General features: G+C 51.8%; 19 protein-coding genes and 1 pseudogene. 8 read left to right on the top strand and 12 right to left on the bottom strand.

The features are described 5' to 3' along the window. Positions 1-130: 130 nt before the first annotated feature. Positions 131-520 carry a RidA family protein gene (locus tag GBAG_RS04985; protein ID WP_034493914.1) on the bottom strand — a complete coding sequence of 130 codons (390 nt, stop codon included), beginning with the start codon at positions 518-520 and terminating at the stop codon, positions 131-133. A 17-nt stretch (positions 521-537) separates the two neighbouring features. Beyond that, positions 538-1,968 (bottom strand): N-acyl-D-amino-acid deacylase family protein, encoded by a 1,431-nt coding sequence (locus GBAG_RS04980; RefSeq protein ID WP_034493912.1) that lies wholly within the window; start codon positions 1,966-1,968, stop codon positions 538-540. Positions 1,969-1,999: 31 nt separating this feature from the next. Here GBAG_RS04980 and GBAG_RS23055 point away from each other — a divergent pair. Both GBAG_RS23055 and GBAG_RS04975 read left to right on the top strand, forming a co-directional pair. Then, positions 2,000-2,098, top strand: a pseudogene (locus tag GBAG_RS23055) (hypothetical protein); the annotation flags it as partial. Positions 2,099-2,170: 72 nt separating this feature from the next. After that, on the top strand, positions 2,171-3,391 hold the full coding sequence (locus tag GBAG_RS04975) for an amino acid deaminase (protein WP_034493911.1): 1,221 nt from the start codon (positions 2,171-2,173) through the stop codon (positions 3,389-3,391). Between the two features lie 57 nt (positions 3,392-3,448). Here the strand turns inward: GBAG_RS04975 and GBAG_RS04970 are convergent, their stop codons facing one another. Continuing rightward, positions 3,449-4,534, bottom strand: coding sequence for a MurR/RpiR family transcriptional regulator (locus GBAG_RS04970; RefSeq protein ID WP_034493910.1), 1,086 nt, complete (start codon positions 4,532-4,534; stop codon positions 3,449-3,451). Between the two features lie 273 nt (positions 4,535-4,807). Between GBAG_RS04970 and GBAG_RS04965 the strand changes: the two genes are divergently transcribed. The 3 genes from GBAG_RS04965 to celB all read left to right on the top strand — a co-directional run bounded on the left by GBAG_RS04965 (position 4,808) and on the right by celB (position 7,862). Continuing rightward, positions 4,808-5,113, top strand: coding sequence for a PTS sugar transporter subunit IIB (locus tag GBAG_RS04965; RefSeq protein WP_034493908.1), 306 nt, complete (start codon positions 4,808-4,810; stop codon positions 5,111-5,113). Between the two features lie 17 nt (positions 5,114-5,130). Then, positions 5,131-6,432, top strand: coding sequence for a 6-phospho-beta-glucosidase (locus GBAG_RS04960; protein WP_034493906.1), 1,302 nt, complete (start codon positions 5,131-5,133; stop codon positions 6,430-6,432). Between the two features lie 71 nt (positions 6,433-6,503). After that, entirely contained in the window at positions 6,504-7,862 is a 1,359-nt protein-coding gene (gene celB, locus GBAG_RS04955; RefSeq protein WP_034494565.1) for a PTS cellobiose transporter subunit IIC, read from the top strand. A gap of 87 nt (positions 7,863-7,949) precedes the next feature. On the opposite strand, the gene GBAG_RS04950 is transcribed toward celB, so the two are convergent. From GBAG_RS04950 to GBAG_RS04920, 7 genes are all read right to left on the bottom strand, one after another. Beyond that, complete coding sequence (locus GBAG_RS04950) at positions 7,950-9,542, bottom strand: FAD-NAD(P)-binding protein (RefSeq protein WP_034493905.1); 1,593 nt, start codon at positions 9,540-9,542, stop codon at positions 7,950-7,952. A 48-nt stretch (positions 9,543-9,590) separates the two neighbouring features. Then, a complete protein-coding gene (locus GBAG_RS04945) occupies positions 9,591-10,172 on the bottom strand; it encodes a sugar O-acetyltransferase (protein WP_034493903.1) in 582 nt (193 codons plus the stop codon). A gap of 128 nt (positions 10,173-10,300) precedes the next feature. Further along, positions 10,301-10,726, bottom strand: coding sequence for an ion channel (locus GBAG_RS04940; RefSeq protein ID WP_034493902.1), 426 nt, complete (start codon positions 10,724-10,726; stop codon positions 10,301-10,303). 1 nt (position 10,727) lies between these two features. Further along, positions 10,728-11,750, bottom strand: coding sequence for a DUF2955 domain-containing protein (locus GBAG_RS04935; protein WP_034493901.1), 1,023 nt, complete (start codon positions 11,748-11,750; stop codon positions 10,728-10,730). An 8-nt stretch (positions 11,751-11,758) separates the two neighbouring features. Continuing rightward, a complete protein-coding gene (locus GBAG_RS04930; protein ID WP_034493900.1) occupies positions 11,759-12,853 on the bottom strand; it encodes an HlyD family secretion protein in 1,095 nt (364 codons plus the stop codon). Next, complete coding sequence (locus GBAG_RS04925) at positions 12,850-14,403, bottom strand: efflux transporter outer membrane subunit (protein WP_051873639.1); 1,554 nt, start codon at positions 14,401-14,403, stop codon at positions 12,850-12,852. Before GBAG_RS04925 ends, GBAG_RS04930 begins: the two co-directional genes overlap by 4 nt. Continuing rightward, entirely contained in the window at positions 14,393-15,505 is a 1,113-nt protein-coding gene (locus GBAG_RS04920; RefSeq protein ID WP_034493899.1) for an AI-2E family transporter, read from the bottom strand. The genes GBAG_RS04925 and GBAG_RS04920 overlap by 11 nt, the downstream gene beginning before the upstream one ends. Before the next feature lie 521 nt (positions 15,506-16,026). Between GBAG_RS04920 and yahO the strand changes: the two genes are divergently transcribed. Next, complete coding sequence (yahO, locus tag GBAG_RS04915; RefSeq protein ID WP_034494561.1) at positions 16,027-16,305, top strand: DUF1471 family periplasmic protein YahO; 279 nt, start codon at positions 16,027-16,029, stop codon at positions 16,303-16,305. Positions 16,306-16,459: 154 nt separating this feature from the next. Beyond that, a complete protein-coding gene (locus tag GBAG_RS04910) occupies positions 16,460-17,920 on the top strand; it encodes a TrkH family potassium uptake protein (protein ID WP_034493898.1) in 1,461 nt (486 codons plus the stop codon). A gap of 43 nt (positions 17,921-17,963) precedes the next feature. Here GBAG_RS04910 and GBAG_RS04905 read toward each other — a convergent pair whose 3' ends face one another. Continuing rightward, positions 17,964-19,235, bottom strand: a complete 1,272-nt coding sequence (locus tag GBAG_RS04905; RefSeq protein ID WP_034493896.1) for a glycerate kinase type-2 family protein — start codon at positions 19,233-19,235, stop codon at positions 17,964-17,966. A 15-nt stretch (positions 19,236-19,250) separates the two neighbouring features. Continuing rightward, positions 19,251-20,318 (bottom strand): tartrate dehydrogenase, encoded by a 1,068-nt coding sequence (locus GBAG_RS04900; RefSeq protein ID WP_034493895.1) that lies wholly within the window; start codon positions 20,316-20,318, stop codon positions 19,251-19,253. Between the two features lie 242 nt (positions 20,319-20,560). Here GBAG_RS04900 and GBAG_RS04890 point away from each other — a divergent pair, with 242 nt between their 5' ends. After that, a complete protein-coding gene (locus tag GBAG_RS04890; protein WP_034493892.1) occupies positions 20,561-21,475 on the top strand; it encodes a LysR family transcriptional regulator in 915 nt (304 codons plus the stop codon). Positions 21,476-21,501: the final 26 nt, after the last annotated feature.

The raw sequence follows: 21,501 nt of genomic DNA, 5'->3' as shown, positions 1-21,501 counted from the left end.
AAAGACACAGGAAACCCGTTGGCATGTTTCTGAGAACATGCCGCGTTATTTTTAATTTAGTTTTTTAGATGCGGAATTATCGCCCTCACCCTAACCCGCTCCCGGGGAGAGGGTCGGGGTGAGAGTGGCCTTAACGATCCGCCCGATAACAGGTCAAATCCACTTCCACTTTGCAGTCCACCACCAAATCCGCCACGCAGCACACACGTGCTGGCGGATGGTCAGAAAAGAATTCAGCGAACACTTTGTTAAATGACTGGAAATAACGCGCATCGGTGAGGAAAACTTTTACGTGCACCACATCGGCCAGGGTGTAACCCGCGTCCTGCATGATGTCTACACAGTTCTGAATCGCCAGGCGCGACTGCTCGATAATCCCGCCTTCGACAACTTCGCCATCTTTCATCGGCGTCTGGCCGGATACATACAGCCACCCGCCCGCCTCTACGGCTTTCGCAAAAGGCAGTTTCTGCCCGCCCGTCCCGGTACTGCCGCCGACGCCATAACGTTTAATGCTCATTGTTGCTCCTTAATTGTTTACCGACGTAAAAAACGCCCGGCACGCCCAATCACTTTCTTATCCCGACCATAGCTCATGACACCGTTAACCATCACGGCTTCAATCCCCGCTGCTGGCTGCTGTGGATGGCTAAAGCTCGCCACATCGCGCACGGTTTCAGGATCAAACATCACTAAATCAGCATAATAGCCGCATTTTACCAGGCCGCGCTCGGCAAGCTGGAAACGTGCCGCCGACATGCCCGTCATCTTATGCACCGCCACCGTCAATGGGAATAATTTCTCGTCACGGCTGTAATGGCCGAGCACGCGAGGGAACGCGCCCCACAGGCGCGGGTGCGGCATCGGATCGTTTGGCAATCCATCAGAACCGACCATCGTCACCGGGTAACTCAACACGCGTCGCACGTCCTGCTCGTCCATGTTGTAGTAAATCGCCCCTGCGGGCATCAGCCGTTTCCCTGCCTCAACCAGCGTCATCTCCCAGCTTTCCGCAATTTGCTTCAGCGACTGTCCGGCGACTTCAGGATGCGTCTGCGACCAGGTAATGATGATGTCGAAATCTTCGGTAATTTGTTTCACATCCAGCGTCGATGAGCTGGCGGAATACGGGTAACAATCACAGGAAACATCCTGCTGCTGGCGAACTTTATCGAATAATTTCAGCGTTTCGACTGTGCGCCCCCAGTTCTTCGCCCCGGCACATTTATGGTGCGAAACCACCACCGGCACTTTACCGTGGCGGCCAATGCGGAACGCCTCGTCGAGCGCCTCGAGAATCGGTTCAAACTCAGAGCGCAAGTGAGTGGTGTAAATCCCATTGCCCGCAGCCAACTCTTCCGCCAGCGCCATCACTTCTTCAGTAGTGGAATGGAATGCGCTGGCGTAGGCAAGGCCGGTGCTCAATCCCAGCCCGCCTTGTTGCAAGGCCAGACGGAGCTGTTCTCGCATCGCGCTAATTTCCTCACGCGTGGCTTCGCGGAACAAATCGTCCATATGGTTATTGCGCAGTGCGGTGTGACCAATCAGCGTGCCGACGTTAACAGCGGGTTTCGCCTGCTCCACCGCCTCTGCGTAGGCGGCAACCGTTGGGTAGATAAATTGTGCCGCGTCACCGAGTAAGTTCATCGGGTCTGGCACCGCGCCTTTCATGGTCGCTGTTGCGGCACTGATTCCGCAGTTGCCGACAATCACCGTGGTGATGCCCTGGCTGATTTTCGGCAAGTACTCCGGCATACGAATCACGTTGATGTCATCGTGAGTGTGGACGTCGATAAAACCGGGAGCCAACACGCGGCCTGTGCCGTCGATTTCATGATGCGCCGATTCGCTAATCGACGGCGCGATTTGTGCAATCCTTTCGCCCTGCACCGCCACATCAGCGCGATACTCCGCGCCCCCGCTTCCATCGATGACGGTGACATTTTTAAACAAATAGTCGAACTTCATGGCTTCCTGACCCCCGTTGTGTTCTGGATTAAAGTTAACCATTTACAAGCGTAAAAAACAGTGGAAGACTACGCAAAATGCATATGAATTTATGATACTTTTATTCAACACAAATACACCATCAAGTTAATTAATAAATTTATCAATAACTTAAAATTGATACCAAGTCTGAAAGAAAAGTTAACCCTCAAGGAATAATGTTATGAAATACCAGAAAAGTAACATCGTCCCACACAAATCTGCCACGCTATTTTCCCCGGCTAACATCCTCAATGAAGACGTTTGCCTGCCTGCTGCGGTCATCAAAAAAACGGCTCTTGAGAACAATATTCAGTGGATGCAGCGTTACGCTGATACCCGCGGCGTGTCGCTGGCCCCGCACGGCAAAACGACCATGACGCCGTGGATCTTCCAGCAACAACAGCAAGCGGGAGCCTGGGCGATTGGCGTGGGTAGCGCCTGGCAAGCGAGCATTGCAATGGTCAGCGGAATCAAGCGCGTATTGATGGTCAACCAACTGGTTGGCAAAGCGAATATGCAGTTGGTTTCGCAGCTCAAAACACACTATCCCGACGCCGATTATCTGTGTTGTGTTGATAGCATTGAGAACGCAAAAGCACTTTCCGCCTTCTTTGCCGCACAAAACCAGCAGCTCGATATTTTACTGGAACTGGGCGTGCCCGGTGGGCGCTGCGGTTGCCGCACGGCGGAACAAGCGCTGGCGTTAGCCGAAGAAATCTCTGCGCTTCCGGCGCTACGTTTACGCGGGCTGGAACTGTACGAAGGCGTGCTGCATGGCGAAAACCCACAGCCAAAAGTCGAAGCACTGCTGCGTGAAGCCGCTGCGCTGGCCTGCAAACTCGAGCACTATGTCTACGGGGAATTTATCCTCACCGGCGCGGGTTCCGTCTGGTATGACGTGGTCTGCAATGTCTGGCTGGAAGCGAAGAAGCCAGCGAACTGCCGTGTGGTCATTCGCCCCGGGTGTTACATCACGCACGATGCCGGAATTTACCAGCAAGCGCAGGACGAGCTAATGGCGCGGGATAGGGTCGCCTGCGATTTAGGTGGGGATTTGGCTTCCGCGCTGGAACTGGTCGCCATGGTGCAATCGGTGCCGGAGAGCGGCCGCGCGATTGTGAATTTCGGCAAGCGCGACAGCGCCTTTGATGCCGGATTACCGCAACCCATCGCCCATTATCGTGCCGGTAAAGCGCTGGAAAATGCCGCTGATACTATCGAAACGACCGGAATTATGGACCAGCACGCGATGCTGAAACTCAAACCAGGTGCCGATGTACAGGTGGGGGATATTCTGGTCTTCAGCACCTCGCATCCGTGTCTGACATTCGACAAATGGAAAGCGCTGTATCTGGTGGATGATGGCTATCAGGTTCTGGAAACCTTAGAAACGGCGTTCTGATCCATCAGAACAAATGTCGGATTAGCGTCAGCGACATCCGACAATTTTGCCAATAACTCAGCTATCAATCCCTTCGCACAGCAAATCAATCACTAACAATGCGCCGTACCGCGTGTCTTTAAGCGGCAGATGAATATCTTCGCGATGGATAAACGCACCCACTTCCTGGCCGATAATCACTAACTCAGCCCCCAGCCGACGCGCCTGATGCGACGCCGCAATCAGCGAGTTTTCTGGCGCACTTGCGGCGAAAATAACCAACACCTGCCCTTTCCCCAGCATCGAAGCAGTGATACTCATCATCGCTCCATCCTGGCAAATATTGGCCGGATAACCCTGAGTCAGCAGGCGATATTGCAACAGGCTGGCAAAGGGCGTATCGGCCGCGCTGGCGCTAAAAATATGCACCGCCTTCGCCTGTTTTAACCGTGCAATCGCCTGGTTCATCGCGGAGGGCAGCAGTTCGCACAACTGGGAATTTAACGCATGTTGCACATTGCCCAGTTTTTCGCGCCACGGAGCAGGCATATCGCCCGCAGAAACCGGCGTGCTGGCTTGCGCCAGTTTCATGCGCAAATCACGAATATCGTCGCAGCCAGCGGCGCGAGCAAAACGAGTGATGGTAGCCGGGCTGACGCCTGCCGCCGTCGCGAGTTGATCGATGGTTGCAGAAGCCGCAAACGAGACATCTTCAAGAATGGTCTGCGCGACGCGCGATTCCTGCTGGCTGAAGTCATTCAGGCGATTGCGGATCTGGCCAAGAATATCGCTGCTACTTTCGCGCCCGATGGAGTGCGAAAAACGCTCGAGTATTTCGCTACCCACTCCGGCATTTTTAGCCAGCGCTTGCAGTGTGCTGGGATCCATCCAGGCCGCATCACCCAGCATCGGCGCGGCTGGCGTTTGCTGGCTGCTCTCCTGCTGTTGGTGGCGCACCTGGCCGATAAAATCATTGATATCGTCACAGCCAATGCTCCGGGCGAAGTGCTGCAATGTTGCCGGGCTGACACCCGCTTTGGCCGCCAGCTCTTCCATCGTCGCGTCTGGGATCTGCGCAAAATTGTCGAGGAAAAAGCGCGCAAGCCGTGATTCTTGCGCGGGCAGACCCGATAACCCATGCACCAGTTGGTAAACAATATCCATAACAGGAGGTGTCCTAATGTCGGCATTTTCTGCTCGTTAAATACATCATAAATTATTGAAATTATTTTTCAATCCATCCAGCCTGATGAGCTTCTTTTCATCGTTTTGATTATCAGTGAGTTCCATTTTTCTTATACAGATCACATTTTCACCCTGTTGTGCCTTGCCTGAGCAATTATCCAACTGCGATCACACTCATGAAAATAATTTTCATACATGCTAATTAAAACGGCTAATGTATGAAATATGTTTTCAAACGAGAGGATTGTTGTAATGAAAAAAATCATGTTGTGTTGCGCTGCGGGAATGTCCACCAGCATGCTGGTGCAGAAAATGCGTGCCGAAGCGGCAAAGCGGTCAATGGACGTAGAAATTGAAGCGTTTCCGGTGGCTGAAATTGAAAACCAACTTCACCACGCCGATGTGGTGCTGCTTGGCCCGCAAGTGCAGTTTGAATTACAACGCCTGACAGAACTTTCCACCCCGCGAGGCTTGCCTGTGGCGGTGATAGACATGATGGATTACGGCACCATGCGCGGTGACCGCGTGCTGGATAAAGCCATTCAACTGATGGCCTGAGGCCCGCGGAGAACAGCATGAAAATTACCGTTGTTGGCGGGGGAAGCAGTTACACCCCGGAATTGATTGAAGGTTTGATTGAGCGCCACGTTTCACTGCCAATGGCGGAGCTGGCACTGGTGGATGTCGAAGCCGGTCGCCATAAAGTTGATATTATCGCCGCCCTCGCCCGCCGTATGCTGGATCGTAATGGCCTGGAAGCGATAAAAGTCTCGGTGCATTTTGATGCCAACGAGGCGATAAAAGGCTCCAGTTTTGTCTTAACGCAATTGCGCGTCGGGCAACTTCCCGCGCGCGCCGCCGATGAACGTCTCGGTTTAAGCCACAAGCTGCTCGGCCAGGAAACCACGGGCGTAGGCGGTTTTGCCAAAGCACTGCGTACCATTCCGGTGATGATGGATATTGCGAAACGCGTGGAGCGCCTGGCTCCCGACGCATGGATTATCAACTTCACCAATCCGGCTGGCATTGTGACCGAAGCGGTTTCGCGCTACAGCAAGGCCAAAATTATCGGCCTGTGTAATGTGCCCGTCACCATGCATCACATGATTGCCGATATGCTGAAACTGCCTCACGACAAAGTGTCGCTACGTTTTGCGGGCCTGAATCATATGGTTTGGGTACATAAAGTGTTGGCCGACGGACGCGATGCCACCGACGAAGTGATCGAAATGCTGTGCGACGGCGAGCAGCTTTCCATGAACAATATTAAAGCGATTCCGTGGCCTGCGGATTTGCTGCGCGCCCTGCATGCTATTCCCTGCCCGTATCACCGCTATTTCTGGCAAACCCGCACCATGCTCGAAGATGAACTGGCAGACGCAGACACCAAAGGTACGCGTGCCGAGCTGGTGATGAAGGTGGAAGAGTCGCTGTTTAAGCTGTACGCCGACCCGAATCTGGATAAAAAGCCAGAAGAACTCAGCCAGCGCGGCGGATCGTTCTATTCCGAAGTCGCGGTGCAATTGATCAATGCGCTGCACAATAATCTCGGCGTTGAAATGGTGGTCAACACCGCCAATAACGGGGCGATTCAGGGCTTGCCGGACGACGCAGTAATCGAAACCAATTGCCTGATTGATGCCCTGGGCGCGCATCCGCTGGCCTTTGGCAAATTGCCGCTGCTGATGAATGGCTTGACGCAGCAAGTGAAAGATTTTGAACGCCTGACCATAGAAGCCGCGGTTCACGGCGATAAGCAAAAAGCGCTGCTGGCGTTGGTCGCAAACCCGCTGGTAGCTGATGTCAATCTGGCACAAACGTTGGTCGAAGAAGTATTAAGCATTAACAAAGCGTGGTTACCGCAGTTCAATCAGTAATGGCTTTTCACCAAATATAAAAACAATACCCGGCGCTAAATCCTGCGCCGGAAAGGGGGGTGTCTGTGTCTGTGAGTAAATCTATTATCGAAAAATACGTGCTGCCAACCGCGCTTAAAATCGCCGGGCAAAAGCACGTGCTGTCGGTGCGTGACGGTATCATTCTGAATATGCCGTTTATGCTTATCGGCTCGTTTTTCCTGATTTTTGCCTATCTTCCGGTGCCCGGATACGGGCAGATGATGACCAACCTTTTCGGCCCAACGTGGCAGGAAAAGGTGCTCTACCCGGTTAAAGCGACTTACGACATCATGGCGCTCATCTCCGCCTTTGGTATCGCGTATCGCCTGGCAGAAAAATATCGCACTATCGACCCGCTAACGGCAGGCGCCGTGTCGCTGGTCGCGTTTGTGATGACTATTCCGCAGCATATTATGTTTACTCCGGCAGCGGGTGGCGCGGCGCAACTGGTGAAAGGCGTGATGCCTATGGGCCAGATTGGCAGCCAGGGGCTGTTCGTCGCGATTATTATCGCCCTGCTCTCCACCGAAATTTATCGTTTTATTCACAACCGCAACCTGGTTATCCGTATGCCGGAAGGCGTGCCGCCTGCGGTGGCAAAATCATTCCTGGCACTGATTCCTGGCTTCTGCGTTTTGGCGGTGGTTCTGGCGCTGCGCCTGTTGGTTGAAGCCACCCCGTTTGGCGACATCAACACCATGATTACCGATCTGGTTGGCATTCCGATGAGCCATGTTGGCGGCTCCTTGCCTGGCATGATTATCTCGGTATTGCTGATTGGGATTTTGTGGATGCTGGGCCTGCACGGCGACACTATCGTGCTGGTCTTTATCCGCCCGGTCTGGTTGAGCAATATGTCTGAAAACCTGGAAGCGTTTCAGAACGGTCTGCCGATTCCGCACATTATCACGCAGCAATTTTACGACTTGTGGATTGCCCCTGGCGGCACTGGCGCGTTGTTAGGTCTGGTGATATTTATGCTTATCCGCAGCCGCAGTGCGCAGATGAAACAGCTCGGTAAAATCGCAGCCCCTGGCAGCCTGTTTAACATCAGCGAACCGATGGTGTTCGGCATTCCAATCGTCATGAACCCCTATCTGGTGGTGCCGTTTATTCTGACGCCTGTGGTATTGGTGATTGTTTCTTACATCGCGATGACCACTGGACTGGTGGCAAAACCTGCGGGGATCGCCCTGCCGTTTACCACGCCAATTGTGGTCAGCGGATACCTTGCAACCGGCGGGCATATTTCAGGTTCGATACTGCAAATTGTGAACCTCGGGATTTCGCTGGTGATGTATTACCCGTTCTTCCGCATCTGGGATAACCTGAAATACCGCGAAGAGCAGGCGAGTAAATCACAGAAAGAAGCGACGGTTACGCCGGTTACTGAGCAGATTACTTCTTAGTAAAATAGTTTCGTAGGGGGGATAAGCGACAGCGTCATCCACCAAAGATGTGCCAGCTGCCGGATGACGCTACGCTTATCCGACCTACTAAAAGCTCGTGGGCTGTCTCACGGGCTTTAAAATTGCCTTCGCCATCACCTCCCCCATTTCTGCGGATACCGTCAGCCCCTGAACGAAAGGCTTGTCGTGCATAAGATAAGGCAACGCGCCAAACGCAATGCGCCCCCGCACACTGGCAGGTTCCAGTAACGTGTAGTCGTCCCCGACCTCAGGAATGTCATCGCCAGTGGTTTCAAGTTGCTTGCGTAGCGAAGGAAACGGCAGGTCTTTTGTTTTTAATGCTTTCTGCCCGCGCGCGTCGATAAAAACGTCAAACTCATACACATTTTCATCGGTCGAAATCACCGTCTGGCGCTCTTTAATGTCCAGCTTATAATCCTGCCCGAGAGCGAGAATGCTGATAATCCCGGCTTCGCGCAATGCCAGTAATCGGCGAATAGATTGCGAGGGGATCGCCGCATAATTATCGATAAACACGCGCGCCAGCCCGGCATTGAACCTTTCGCTATCTCGCTCAGTAAGATGCGGCACAATTTCCTGAACGGCTTCATGCAAACGCAGGATGGCGTACCGCCAGGGCACGGTCTTGCGATCGCGTTTGTTGCGTTCAACTTCTTGCAGGTTGGACTCCGCCCAGCGAAACGGGCCGTTCTCATGGCGATCGGCAAACCAGGCCTCGGTAAAACTATCCGCATCAAGCGTTTCCAGCGAAATATGCGCACTCCATGCCGGGTCGGCCTGTTCAATTTCTTTTTTCACCAGCTCAAAAACCCGGTCGAGCAGGCCATTTTCGCCGTTGGCAATTTCTTGTTTAATCGCCTGTTCAGTCACAATAGCCAGCGGTTCATAAGGAATCGGACAGTAGAAATCAGCCTCCGGCAGAATGCCAGAGCGCGACATCAATACAATCTTAAGCCCCTCGCATCCCTGGTCTGGCCTGAATTCAATCTTTTCGTCGTCGGTTTCTACGAAATCACCATGCTGAATCACCACCGCCATTGCCGCATCAATGCCGCTAAGAGAGGTGCCCATAATGCCCACTTTGCTCGCCGGAATTTTGGCCTCCATCAGCCCGGACCACGGACTGGGGAAGAAAGTGCGCACCGTCGGGTCTTCTTCAGGCCAGACGTGGCCAGTGGCAATCACGGCATATTCAAAGAGTGCTGGTTCCGGGCCGTTTTGCGCCCACAATCTGACGCCATCTGCCGCCACTTCAATGTCCGTGACCTGGCAAGACTCATGCACCTGGATATCAAAACCCTGTTTTCTGGCTTGCTCGACCAACTGCAAAAACTGGTCGCGGAAATATTCCCCCAGCAAAATACGCGGCAAAAATTGCCGAATATGCAGGGAAGAATGCTCCACGCCATATCGCGCCAGATTGCTTTCACTTCGGCTTCTGAGCCAGTCAATGTAGGTCGAAAAAATGGGCGGGATTTCGATACTGGCGATATTGGCCAGCATCATTCGCGAGTTCTCTTCATCGCTGTAAGGCATGCCCACACCGGCTTCACGGGCCTGTTCGTAGACAGCAATAGACAGCGGTTCGTTATGTTTAAGAAGGGAGTAAAAGGTATAAATCCCCGTTGGCCCTGCACCGATAATGGCAACCTTTCTCATCAATCCTCACCCTTTTATCCCACACAAATTCCTACTTTGAGATTAGGTTCACTCGATGATTTCTGACAACTTATCTGCTGCACAAAGTCGTTTTACCTGGCATGGATTCCCTGCCGCGATGACGCCTGCGGGAATATCGTGCTTCACCACGCTGCCCGCACCAATCGTTGAGCCATCGCCAATGGTCACGCCGGGCAAAATAATGCAGCCCCCGCCAATCCAGACATCATTCCCAATCGTGACCGGACGGGCGCTGCCGATATGTCGATTGCGGGTTTCAGGGTCGAGCGGATGCTGCGCGGTATAAACCTGAACATCCGGGCCAATAAAGACGTTATTACCGATAGTCACTCGAGCGCAGTCGAGTAAGACAAAATTGAAATTGATAAACACGTTATTGCCGATATGCGTGTTACATCCGTAATCAATGCGCATCCCTTTTTCGAAATGCACATTTTCGCCGACGCGGCCAAATATCGTGCGAACCAGGCGATCTTTTTCCGTTACGGCGCGAGCACTCAACGCATTGAATTCATCCACGTTATCGCGGGTTCGGTAGCGAATTTCAATTAATTCCGGGTCATTAATGTTATAGCTTTCACCGCTGACCATGTTGTTAAATGCGCGCATCAAAAATTCCTCACAGGTTGGTGAGGGTGTTAAATCACATTTAGAGAAATAATGAAATTACCGCGCCCGGTAAACGACGTTGTCAGCATAAACGTCAATATATTCAGTTGGTCCGCACCGGGAAAATGTTAATTTATTTTGCCAACCTGCTTGCGAATATGGTGCTGTAACACCGCCAGCATACTCGCCCCGGATAAACCAATCATCAGCGCACCGTTTACGGCTTCCAGCGGGCCAAGCAGTTTCCATTTCGCGCTCATCACGATATCGCCATACCCCAGCGTGGCAAAGTTGACGCCCGAGTGATAAACCGCCTCTTGCAGATTAGAAAATTCACCCAGCCAGAGGAACAATATTCCCCAGAGCATGATTTGCAGCAAATTGCCCATCAGCACGATAATGATAATTCCGAAGAGCGCCAATACACCCACCAGCATGCCTTCGCGCTGGTGAAAGTGTTTGATATAAAAACGAATACACCAAACTGACACCAACGATTGCAGCAGCATATTACACAGAATGACCGGCATTCCCGTGAGCAAAACCAGTAACATTTTAATCTCCAGACCAGGTTTCGACGGCTGGACGACTACGCAAGTGCCAGCGTTCAAGAACCACCACACACGCCCAACCGTAGAGGGCAACCGCAATGTATAAAGAGCAACGCATCGCCGACGCCAGCCAGACATCTTTACCCGAAGCGCTGTCCTGAATGGCGGGGCCAAACAGAATCAGGCAGGTAATCCAGGCGTTACTCCAGAAAGAAGGTGTAAATCGACTGATGGCGAGCCGCACCAGGCGCCGCGCCACCCACAGAGTCATCAGCGCCGTCAGTAATACCAGCATTAATAGTGAAGGCCAGATACTCAGCGCCAGCCAGAGCACCGCTGCGAGTAACGCGCCCATCACCGTCGAAAACACTAATTCTCGCCCGGCTTGCTTTGCCACCAGCGTGTTGGCCTGTTGAGCCAGCATCACGGTTTTCATCACCGCCGGGATATAAAACGCCGGGTTGCTGAGTGCCAGCAGCCACACCGGCAACACAATAACCACCGCGCGCAGGGCTAACCTGTACGGCGACTCAGGCGCAAGAGCCACTTTCGCGCCCCCGGCAGGCGTGGCTTGCGGCGGGAATAACACCAGCGCCAGGCGATTAACGACGGAGCCGATAATAATTCCCAGCCCCATCATTTGGGCGATGCCTATCGCCAGCGACTGCTCGATAAGCCCGGCAATCGGAATAATGGTTACTGCGACAATCAAAAGCATGGCCTGCGTTGACTTCCCACTCAGCCCCATCAGCATCAGCCAATAGAGCAGCAGCGCCGTAAACAACATTGCGGGTAACGGGTAATGTGTCAGCAGCGGCACCATCAATACCCCGCCAATCATGGTCACCATCAGCATTAAGCCGACGATCACCCCTTTTTTGATGGGTAACGGTTTGCCCTGGCAAAGCACAATCCACGCCATGATGCAGCCCAGATGGGGCATGGGCAGAGCGAGGCCGTAACACGCAAACGTGGTGATGCCGATGCCAAACCCAATTCTCAGTACCGCACGGTCTGCGTTATGCATGGCCCACCTCAGTAGATATACGAGAACCAGCTCATTAACCGTATGTAAATGCTACCGAAGAAGCTCATCAAACCGCCGCCGTTGGCGTAAACCAACACATCAGCCTGTCCGCCAACGCGAAGGTTTTTGACCGGAGGGAAATCGTCTTTCACAAAGGCAATCTTGACCGGGAAACGCTGGGCCTGACGCAGCCAGTCACGGTTATTGTCCACCGTCGGTAAAACGCCTGCGGGCTGGCCGGGCGCCGTACTCACGCCATAGCCGATACTGCGCACCTGTCCTTTGAAAATGTGACCGGGCAGGCTGTCGAGCAAAATCGCCACTTCATCACCGGCATTAATATTGCCGATGTTATTTTCAGTCATATCCGCGCTAATCCAGACATCACTCATCGCAACCAGCGTCATCACTGGTGCTCCAGCCCCAAGAAACTGGCCGATATCGGTGTTTAAATCCGTGACCAGGCCGCGGTTGGTCGCCACCACGATGGTATTTTTGCGGTCGAGTTCCGCTTTATGTACCGCAGAACGCGCACTCAGCAACTGCGAGTTATTGTCCCCGGCAACGCCCGCCGCTTCAGTCGCCCGACGCACATCTGCCGCTGCCGCCGCCATTTGGCTGCGTGCGGTTTCGCGTGTCGCTTGCGCCACCTCGAGGCGACGAACGGAAATGGTACCGGGATCTTCACGATACAAACGCTCCTGGCGTTCAGCATCTTTCGCGGCATTTTGGTAGGCGGCAGTGGCGGCCTGTAGCCCAGCTTTAGCCGCCATAATCGTCTCTTTATTCGCGTTGACGGAACTGAGCACCGTTTCATAATCCGACCGCGCTTTTGCCAGCGCGATGTCGTACGGTTCCGGGTCAAGTTCAAACAGCGGGTCGCCCGGGGCGACTTCCTGATTATCAACCACGTAGACCTTCTGAATTTGCCCCGCTACCTCAGCAGAAATCGGGATGACAAATGCCTGGATTCTGGCCTGCGAAGTGTAGGGCGTGAGCCGGTCCGCCGCTAAATACCAGCAGAACAACACCACAATCGCCACCAGCAGAGTGATCACGCCACGACGGCTAGCTTGCCCTGCCGGGGATGAGGATTCGGTCATTGCTGTTTACCTTCTGTAGGCATGGTTTTTGGGGGATACGTTTCTGGTGGACGCGGTGCGGGCGGCAAAGGTTCGTCCAGCAAAGGCACCCAGTCGTCTCGCTGGCGTAAATGAGCCTCGGTTTGCGGGTCAACCAGCGGGCGCTCTCGCCCTTTCTCCCAGCCGCCACCGAGTGCTTTGTAGAGGGTGATCAAATCGCGCATCAAGGCGCCCTGGCTGTTAACCAGCCTTTCCTGTTGATTAAACAAAGCCCTTTGAGAGTCCAGCACGCGCTGAAAATCAGCCATACCTTCGCGATATTGTGTGTTGGCAATCTCAAGTGAGCGGCTCGCGGCCTCGCCAGTTTGCGTCAGCAGCTCGATTTCCTGCTTATCATTGGCATAAGCGACGGCGGCGTCATCAACATCGCGAGCGGCCTGAAACACCGTATCCCGATAGCGTTCATGCAGTTGCAGGAAACGCGCATCCTGCACTAACACCTGGTTCCCAAGACGCCCCTGGTCGAGCAAATTCCAGCTAAACGTTGGCCCTGCAACCCAGGACAACGTGCTGCTGTCGCCGTTGCGCCCGCTGATGCCAACGCTGCCAATAAGTGAAATCGAAGGATAAAGCTCAGTTTCCGCCACACCGATCAGCGCTGACTGAGCAGCCAGTTGCCGCTCGGCTACTCGCACATCTGGCCGACGGCGTAGTAAATCCGCGGGTAATTCAGAAACCAGAGCGAGATTCGCTTTCGGCAACACGCCGGTATTGCCTGCCATTTCTGGCAATGGGCCCGGCTTTCGCGCCAGAATCACGCTAAGTGCGTTTTGGTTTTGCCGCAGCGTGGTTTCAAGCTGTGGAATACTGGAAAGGGTTGAAAGATATTGTGTTTTCGCCTGCTGCACATCCAGCTCCGCGCTGTTGCCACTCAGGAACAGGCGTTCCGTGATTTGCAGGCTCCGGCGCTGGATTCTGGCGTTGCTGTCGGTGATCGCCAGCCGGGCTTCCAGGGTGCGGATGTTCATATAAATTTGCGCGACCTGTGCCGCCATCAACACCTGAATATCGTCGTACTGGGCAAGCGTTGCGAAATAGCTCGCATCTGCCGACTCCACGCCACGCTCGAATTTACCCCAGAAATCAATTTCCCAGCCCAGATTGAAACCCGCGCCATAAGTGGTGCTGGCGATATATTTGCCGTTGCGCTGCTGCCCGCCGGTGAGCACTTCGCCGTTCCCGATGGTGGCCTGCGGGCTGCGTAAACTCTCCGCAATGCCTAATTGCGCCCGCGACTCCAACAGACGCAGCCCGGCAATTTTGACGTCGGGATTTTTGCGCAAGGCTTCATTGATCAGCATCGTTAATGTCGGATCGTTAAGTTGCCTCCACCACTGGTCATAATTTTGCGCAGAAACCTGGGCAGACATGGTTTTCGTCGTCGGCTGCCATTGAGTGATTTCAGGAACTTGCGGTGTTTTATAGTCTGGCCCCAAAGTAGTACAAGCGGTTAAAACCAGACTGGCGCCTCCTGTTAACAGAAGACGCCTGATTCTCTCCTCACAGAGCATCTTGTCCGCTCAACGTTGGGCCAGAGGGGCCTTCATTGACCCATGCCATGAAGATTCGATAACCGATCGAAAGCAGCGTCGCACCGATAAACATACCGAGAATCCCGTTGGTTGCCATACCGCCCAGCGCGCCCAGCAGCACCACAGGCATGGGCACATCCACACCGCGTCCCAGCAGAACAGGTTTGAGCACGTTGTCCGCCATACCCGCGATAATCAGCAAAATGGTGAAGACGATATTCATCGCCGTTCCGTGGTCGCCTGTCATCCACATAATGGCGATTGCCGGAGCGGTAACGAGAATGACCGGCACCTGGGCAATACCCAGAATCAGCGCGAGGACGAAGAAAATCCCTACGGCAGGAATACCCGCAATCGCCATCACGATACCCGCTAACAATGCCTGAATGAACGCAACGCCGATAACCCCCATTGCCACCGCTCGAATCGTGCTGGTACACAGGCGAGTTAACGCCGGGCCTTTTCTTTCATCAGTGATACGTGTGGCGATATTGGTAGCACTCACCGCACCGGCTGCGCCCCAGGCCATCATGATTCCCGCCACAATAAACGAGAACACAAAGCCAATCAGGCCGCCGCTCATACTGGCGAGAATGGTCAGCACGTGGCGAGTGATTTCCCCTAATTGCGGGCCGTAGCTTTTTACTAAGCCGGGCAAATCCGTCGAGGCTTTCATCCACACGACATATATTTTTTCACCGACAACAGGAATCACCATCACGCGGTCTGAAGGCGGCGGGATAACCAGGCTATCGCTGCTCACCCGGGTAATCAGCGCACTCACGCTATCTCCCAACGAGGTGATCATAGCGATGGTCGGGAGTACGATAAGGAGCACGCCCAGCAGAACCAGCACTGTTGCCGCCAGCCCCTGCTTATTCCCCATGCGTGAAGCAAAACGTTGATGCAATGGATATAACGTTACCGCCAGAATAAGCGCCCACAGCAGCATATTCATAAAAGGTGAGATGACGGTAAAACAGAAAGAACCCAGGGCGAGGATTAATCCAAACTTGATGAACATATCGAGAAATCGGGCAACCAGCCTTTTCTCGGCATTCGAGGTATCATTAATTTCCATGATGACGTTATTCCAGGTGATGGTGACAATCGCACGTATCCGTGGGCAGCATAAATACTAAGCCCGCGAATTAACTCGTACTCCGTTAGAATAAGTTTCAACAACTTCAGTAATATAAAAGCATGAGATGTTTATTGAATGCCATCCGTTAATTGAGGATAGAATAAACAAGGGTTATTGCAATACGCGCGACTTACGGCAACAACGATCAACAGTTAAATATTCACCATAAAGCTAAAAAACCGATTCAATAAACAGATAGCTACAGAAATCGCAGCGCATATTCAACGCGTAGCCTATATCAACGCAATTTATTTTTTATTTATAAAAAAACATAATTTTTATATAACCATGCCAACTTACAAGGGCAGAACGGGTGCAGCCTTATTGTTTGTGACTGATTAATGACAAAAAAAAAGCACAAATGCTCCCTTCCCTAAAGTGGCAAGAAACAGTTCTTTGAACCATAGTCTATGGGTAAGGAAAACATTTATCTTCCATAATCAAAGATGAGGTTCGTCATGAAGATAGTTAAGGGCATGTTGGTAGCATTAACGTTGGGTGCAGTATCGTTTGGTGCGTTCTCTGCTGAGCTGTTGACGAAGGAAGCTTACAACGACCACAAAGATGAATATGTGAAAGTCGGCACTATCACCACCAGTGGCGAAACGTCACCGAGTGATGCAAAAGAAGAACTTTCTAAGAAAGCCGATGAGCTTGGCGGCAAGTTTTACGTTGTGACCTCTGCTGATACCGAGAATAAAATTCACGGCACCGCAGATGTATACAACAAGAAATAAGCGACACATCAGTTAATCAAAAATGGGCAACCTGTGCGTTGCCCATTCTGCCCTCTTCCAACGCTTCCCATGTTCTGATCGGCATAAATACCCTATACTTCGTCGTCCTGGGTGATTGATAACCCTGAATAACGCAGGTATCTGGGTACCTCTGATGTATATATCAACACGATTCCGAATTGTTCTTCACCTTTGTTCGTTTCTGGTCGTTCTGTACAGTTTGACCATGATCCCGCCAATGTTGTTGGCTTTAGTCGAAAAAGAACGCAGCCTGTTTGGGTTTCTTTATACCTTTATCATCACTTTTACTCTCGGAAGTGTGTGCTGGGCGGTGACCGGGCGGTCGAATATTCAGCTCGAAACGCGCGATGGTTTTATCATCATCGTATTGTTTTGGTTACTTTTTTCAGTGATCAGCGCCATGCCGCTGTGGCTTGATGACAGCTACAATGTCTCTTTAGCTGATGCGATATTTGAAGGCGTTTCAGGGATTACCACCACTGGAGCGACCGTTTTCAATGATGTTTCCCTTCTCCCCAAGTCGATACTTTATTACCGGGCGCAGCTAAATTTCGTCGGCGGTCTCGGTGTTATCGTGCTCGCGGTTGCGGTGCTTCCGCTGCTCGGTATTGGGGGGATGAAACTTTATCAGTCCGAAATGCCTGGGCCTTTTAAAGAAGAGAGACTCACCCCACGCCTTGCGGATACCGCCAAAAGCCTGTGGTTAACTTATTTACTGCTGGGCGGCGCATGTACTCTTGCGTACAAGCTCGCAGGAATGCCATTTTTCGACGCGCTGTGCCACGGCCTGTCTACTGTGTCATTAGGTGGATTTTCGACCCGCACAGAAAGCATCGGCTTTTATGATAGCTACGCGATAGAGCTGGTTGCGGGGGCATTCTCCTTGCTCTCAGCCATTAACTTCACGCTCTATTTTGTCGCCATCGCACGCCGCAGCATTAAACCTTTCCTCAAAAGTGCCGAGCTGCGATTCTTCCTGCTGGTCGCCAGTGTGGTGATTTTAATCATCACTCTCGAAGTCTGGCGAGCCGGAATGTACGCCCTTCCGGCCTCGTTCGTGCATGCCTTTTTCCTCACCAGCTCAATGATTACCGACAACGGGCTTTCTCCCGGCGATTACGCCTCGTGGCCGGTACACACCATCGTACTGCTGCTTTCAGCCAGCTTCTTTGGCGGCTGCGTAGGTTCAACCTGTGGTGGGATCAAAGCGCTGCGTTTCCTGGTACTATTTAAGCAGACGCGTCATGAAGTACACCAGCTCGCCCACCCCCGCGCGGTGATGAGTATTCGCGTCGGAAATTCGCCGATAAACGACAGAGTGCTGCGCTCGGTGTGGAGCTTTTTCTTCCTCTACGTGGTGTGCACCTGTTTCTTTATCTGGATGCTCAACTTGCAGGGTTATGACTTATTAACCTCTTTCGCCACCGTTGCAGCCTGTATTAACAATATGGGATTAGGCTTTGGCGAGACTGCGGCAGGTTTTGGCACGTTAAGTGATAGCGCTAAATATTTGATGTGCGCCGCGATGTTATTGGGGCGACTTGAGATATATCCGGTGCTGATTTTATTCTCGAGGACGTTCTGGAGGAGTTAAAAACAAATACCCCGGCGGTGAATCGCCGGGATTGCGTTCTTTATTAAACGATTAAAATCGCCCGAATATCATTAACGTTCGTCAGCGTAGGTCCCGTTTTAATGAGGTCATTTAGCGCCGCAAAGAAGCTATAACTGTCATGCTCTTCCAACATCTGTTTTCCACTTACGCCTTTTTCCTGCGCGCGGCTGAGAGTATCAGGACAAATAAATGCCCCAGCAGCATCCTCAGTACCATCGATACCGTCGCTATCTCCCGCCATGCCCCAAATATGTGTTTCCCCTGCCAGGGCGTTCACCAGGCTTAACAAAAACTCAGTATTGCGCCCCCCACGTTTTGCAGAACAGCTCCCGATAGTTACCGTGGTTTCGCCGCCGGAGAGCAATACTGCTGGCGTTTTGACTGGCAGTCCATGGTGCTTAACGGAACGCGCAATGCCTGCCATGACTATCCCAAGTTGCGCACTTTCCCCCTCAAGCGCATCCCCAAGAATCACAGGGGCTATCCCCATTTTCCTCGCGACAGCTGCCGCACTGAGTAATGCTTTTGACGGTGTGGCAATCATGCGTACATCAACTTGAATAGCTTTAGCACTTACAGTTTCTCTTTTTTCAGCAAGCACTTGTGACACATGTTCAGGTAATTCAATTTGATAGCGATGCAGTATTTCTCTGACCTGCTCGATAGTACTGTTATCAGGAAGAGTTGGCCCTGAAGCAATATCTTCAGGGTTGTCTCCTGGCACATCGCTAATAACTAACGTCACCACTTTTGCCGGAAGTGCCGCCAGTGCCAGGCGGCCACCTTTAATATCCGAGAAGTGCTTCCGAACGGCATTCATTTCTTGAATCGTGGCTCCACTTCGCAGCAGTGCTTTATTCACGGCTTGCTTATCCGCAAGCGTAATGCCGGTGCGTGGCAATGCCATCAGAGCCGAACCGCCACCTGAAATCAGGGCAATCACTAAATCATCAGGAGTCAGGTTCTTGAGTGATTCCAGAATCAACATCGATGCCACTTCGCTCATGGAATCTGACACCGGGTGCGCCGCCTCAATAATTCGTACTTTCCGAGTGGGAACCGCATGACCGTAGCGAGTGACCACGACACCTGAAAGCGGCACATCGGGCCATGCGGCTTCCAATGCTGCCGCCATTGCAGCGGAAGCCTTACCGGCTCCCACCACAATACATCGGCCAGGGGGTTTTTCTGGCAACGCATCAAGCAATGCAGCATGAGGGTCTGCACTTTTAATCGCCGCACTGAACATTTCAAGCAACGCACTTTTCGCTGTTTCGTTCGTCCACGTAGCCATTATTCCCCCTGATTTTTAGCGCTTCATGATGGCAGCAATAACTGCATCGGTGACTTCACGAGTTGTTGCTCTACCACCGACATCTGGCGTTTTGACACCGGTTGCGCACACTTCTTCTACTGCCGACATCAGCAAAGCTGAAGCATCATGTTCACCCAGGTGATCCAGCATTTGTGCCGCCGTCCAGAAGCTCGCAACAGGGTTGGCGATACCTTTACCTGTGATATCAAATGCGGACCCATGAATAGGTTCAAACATTGAAGGGAAGCGACGCTCCGGATCGATATTTGCCGTAGGCGCGACACCTAGGCTCCCGGCGAGTGCGCCAGCAAGGTCTGAGAGAATGTCAGCATGGAGGTTAGTCGCCACGATGGTATCCAGGGATTTTGGATGCAGCGTCATGCGCACCGTCATAGCATCAACCAGCATTTTATCCCAGCTCACATCAGGAAACTCAGTTGCCACTTCGGCAGCAATCTCATCCCACATAACCATCCCGTGGCGTTGAGCGTTGGATTTTGTTACCACAGTCAATAGTTTACGTGGGCGTGACTGTGCTAGCTTGAAAGCATAACGCATGATGCGAGTGACACCGGCACGAGTGAAAATAGCCACTTCAGTACCGACTTCCTCCGGTAAACCACGGTGCGCCCGCCCGCCGTGTCCTGAGTATTCGCCTTCGGAGTTCTCACGCACAATCACCCAATCCAAATCGCCTGGACCAGCATTACGCAGCGGCGACTGAATACCGGCCATAATTTTTGTAGGGCGCACATTAGCGTATTGGTCAAAACCCTGACAAATAGGCAAACGCAGCCCCCAAAGTGTAATATGATCCGGCACATCTGGTGCACCCACCGCGCCAAAATAAATAGCATCAAATGATTTCAGTTTTTCCAAACCATTTTCAGGCATCATCACACCGTTCTTTTTGTAATAATCAGATCCCCAGTCAAAATGTTCAATTTGGAAGGTCACATCGCCCACTTTCTTTTGCAAACATTCAAGAACACTGACGCCTGCTGAAATAACTTCAGTACCAATACCGTCAGCAGGAATTGCAGCAATTTTGTAGTTACGCATGGGTAAGACTCCTTACAATGATTATATTTTTGGTCAGTTCATTGGCGTCATTAGTTTTCTAATGACCTATTATTCAAAAAATAAAAATTCGCAGGTTTATATTTTAATTATTTTATGTGCGTCACAATCTAGTGGATTTCCATTAATTATTAACGCCGGACAACTATCATTATGCACAGAAACTCATTACTATCACTCGCATCTGTTTATGCAAAAAATTGATATAATCCTGAGAGGGAAATGTGGAACTTAATCAGCTGAGATGTTTCATTGCCGTGGCCGAAGAACTGCACTTTGGGCATGCTGCACAAAAGCTGGATATGCTCCCCTCGGCATTAGGTCGATACATCAAATTGCTGGAAGAAGATCTTGGCACACGGTTACTATCGCGCTCTACACGTAACGTTTCTCTAACGGCTCACGGGGCTTTATTCCTTGGTGATGCAAAAGAAATTGTCGCCAAAGCCGATCAACTCCAACAGCGTTTTAAGAAGCTGGCTCGGCAAAACTCTGGGCGTTTGCGCATAGGTGCTATCGATAGTGCAACTATCAATTTGGTCCCGCATGTCCTGCATATTTTCCGTGAGAGATGGCCTGAAGTTGACATCCAGATTGTGGAAGATAAGTCATCAAAGTTGCTGCCAAAATTAAAGTCGGGTCGTCTGGATTTAATCTTTATCCGCCCGACAGATCAAATGGATGATGTTCTGGAAAACCAATTCCTTTTTTATGAAGATGTTGTGTTGGCAATATCGGATAAACATCGCCTTGCTCAATGCGGTGAAATAGTTGTCAGCGATCTAGAAAATGTGCCGATGATCGTACCCGAAAGACGAGTTCGGCCACATAGTTATGATTTAACATTAGACCTATTTGATAACGCCAGTTTTAAACCGCGACTAGTTCAAATTGCGGATGAGAAACAAACCATTATTAATATGGTTGCCGCGGAATTAGGTGCAGCCATTATGCCCAAGTGGGTAACCAGGATGTCTGCGTTAAATGTAAAATTTATACCGCTGGCGAAGGAATATATTAATATCAGGCAAAAACTGCCCTTGTCTGCGGTATGGGTAAAAGATTCACGTGATGAGACTCGCGATAATATGATGGCAGTTGTCATGCAGGAATTAGAGGTTATTTCTCAGCAATACTAAAACAGCGCCATTAACCAGGCGCTGTT

Origin of the sequence: Buttiauxella agrestis ATCC 33320, from assembly GCF_000735355.1 — a bacterium.
Classification (GTDB): Bacteria; Pseudomonadota; Gammaproteobacteria; order Enterobacterales; family Enterobacteriaceae; genus Buttiauxella; species Buttiauxella agrestis.
This window is presented reverse-complemented; position numbering and strand designations above follow the sequence as displayed.

What these genes read in the sequence shown, in the direction of transcription:
- GBAG_RS04935 (WP_034493901.1), bottom strand. Translation starts at nt 11,750, where the DNA reads ATGCATAACGCAGACCGTGCGGTACTGAGAATTGGGTTTGGCATCGGC.
- GBAG_RS04945 (WP_034493903.1), bottom strand. Translation starts at nt 10,172, where the DNA reads ATGCGCGCATTTAACAACATGGTCAGCGGTGAAAGCTATAACATTAAT.
- GBAG_RS04970 (WP_034493910.1), bottom strand. Translation starts at nt 4,534, where the DNA reads ATGGATATTGTTTACCAACTGGTGCATGGGTTATCGGGTCTGCCCGCG.
- GBAG_RS04925 (WP_051873639.1), bottom strand. Translation starts at nt 14,403, where the DNA reads ATGCTCTGTGAGGAGAGAATCAGGCGTCTTCTGTTAACAGGAGGCGCC.
- GBAG_RS04985 (WP_034493914.1), bottom strand. Translation starts at nt 520, where the DNA reads ATGAGCATTAAACGTTATGGCGTCGGCGGCAGTACCGGGACGGGCGGG.
- GBAG_RS04950 (WP_034493905.1), bottom strand. Translation starts at nt 9,542, where the DNA reads ATGAGAAAGGTTGCCATTATCGGTGCAGGGCCAACGGGGATTTATACC.
- yahO (WP_034494561.1), top strand. Translation starts at nt 16,027, where the DNA reads ATGAAGATAGTTAAGGGCATGTTGGTAGCATTAACGTTGGGTGCAGTA.
- GBAG_RS04930 (WP_034493900.1), bottom strand. Translation starts at nt 12,853, where the DNA reads ATGACCGAATCCTCATCCCCGGCAGGGCAAGCTAGCCGTCGTGGCGTG.
- GBAG_RS04965 (WP_034493908.1), top strand. Translation starts at nt 4,808, where the DNA reads ATGAAAAAAATCATGTTGTGTTGCGCTGCGGGAATGTCCACCAGCATG.
- GBAG_RS04910 (WP_034493898.1), top strand. Translation starts at nt 16,460, where the DNA reads ATGTATATATCAACACGATTCCGAATTGTTCTTCACCTTTGTTCGTTT.
- GBAG_RS04960 (WP_034493906.1), top strand. Translation starts at nt 5,131, where the DNA reads ATGAAAATTACCGTTGTTGGCGGGGGAAGCAGTTACACCCCGGAATTG.
- GBAG_RS04980 (WP_034493912.1), bottom strand. Translation starts at nt 1,968, where the DNA reads ATGAAGTTCGACTATTTGTTTAAAAATGTCACCGTCATCGATGGAAGC.
- GBAG_RS04905 (WP_034493896.1), bottom strand. Translation starts at nt 19,235, where the DNA reads ATGGCTACGTGGACGAACGAAACAGCGAAAAGTGCGTTGCTTGAAATG.
- GBAG_RS04940 (WP_034493902.1), bottom strand. Translation starts at nt 10,726, where the DNA reads ATGTTACTGGTTTTGCTCACGGGAATGCCGGTCATTCTGTGTAATATG.
- GBAG_RS04975 (WP_034493911.1), top strand. Translation starts at nt 2,171, where the DNA reads ATGAAATACCAGAAAAGTAACATCGTCCCACACAAATCTGCCACGCTA.
- GBAG_RS04900 (WP_034493895.1), bottom strand. Translation starts at nt 20,318, where the DNA reads ATGCGTAACTACAAAATTGCTGCAATTCCTGCTGACGGTATTGGTACT.
- GBAG_RS04920 (WP_034493899.1), bottom strand. Translation starts at nt 15,505, where the DNA reads ATGGAAATTAATGATACCTCGAATGCCGAGAAAAGGCTGGTTGCCCGA.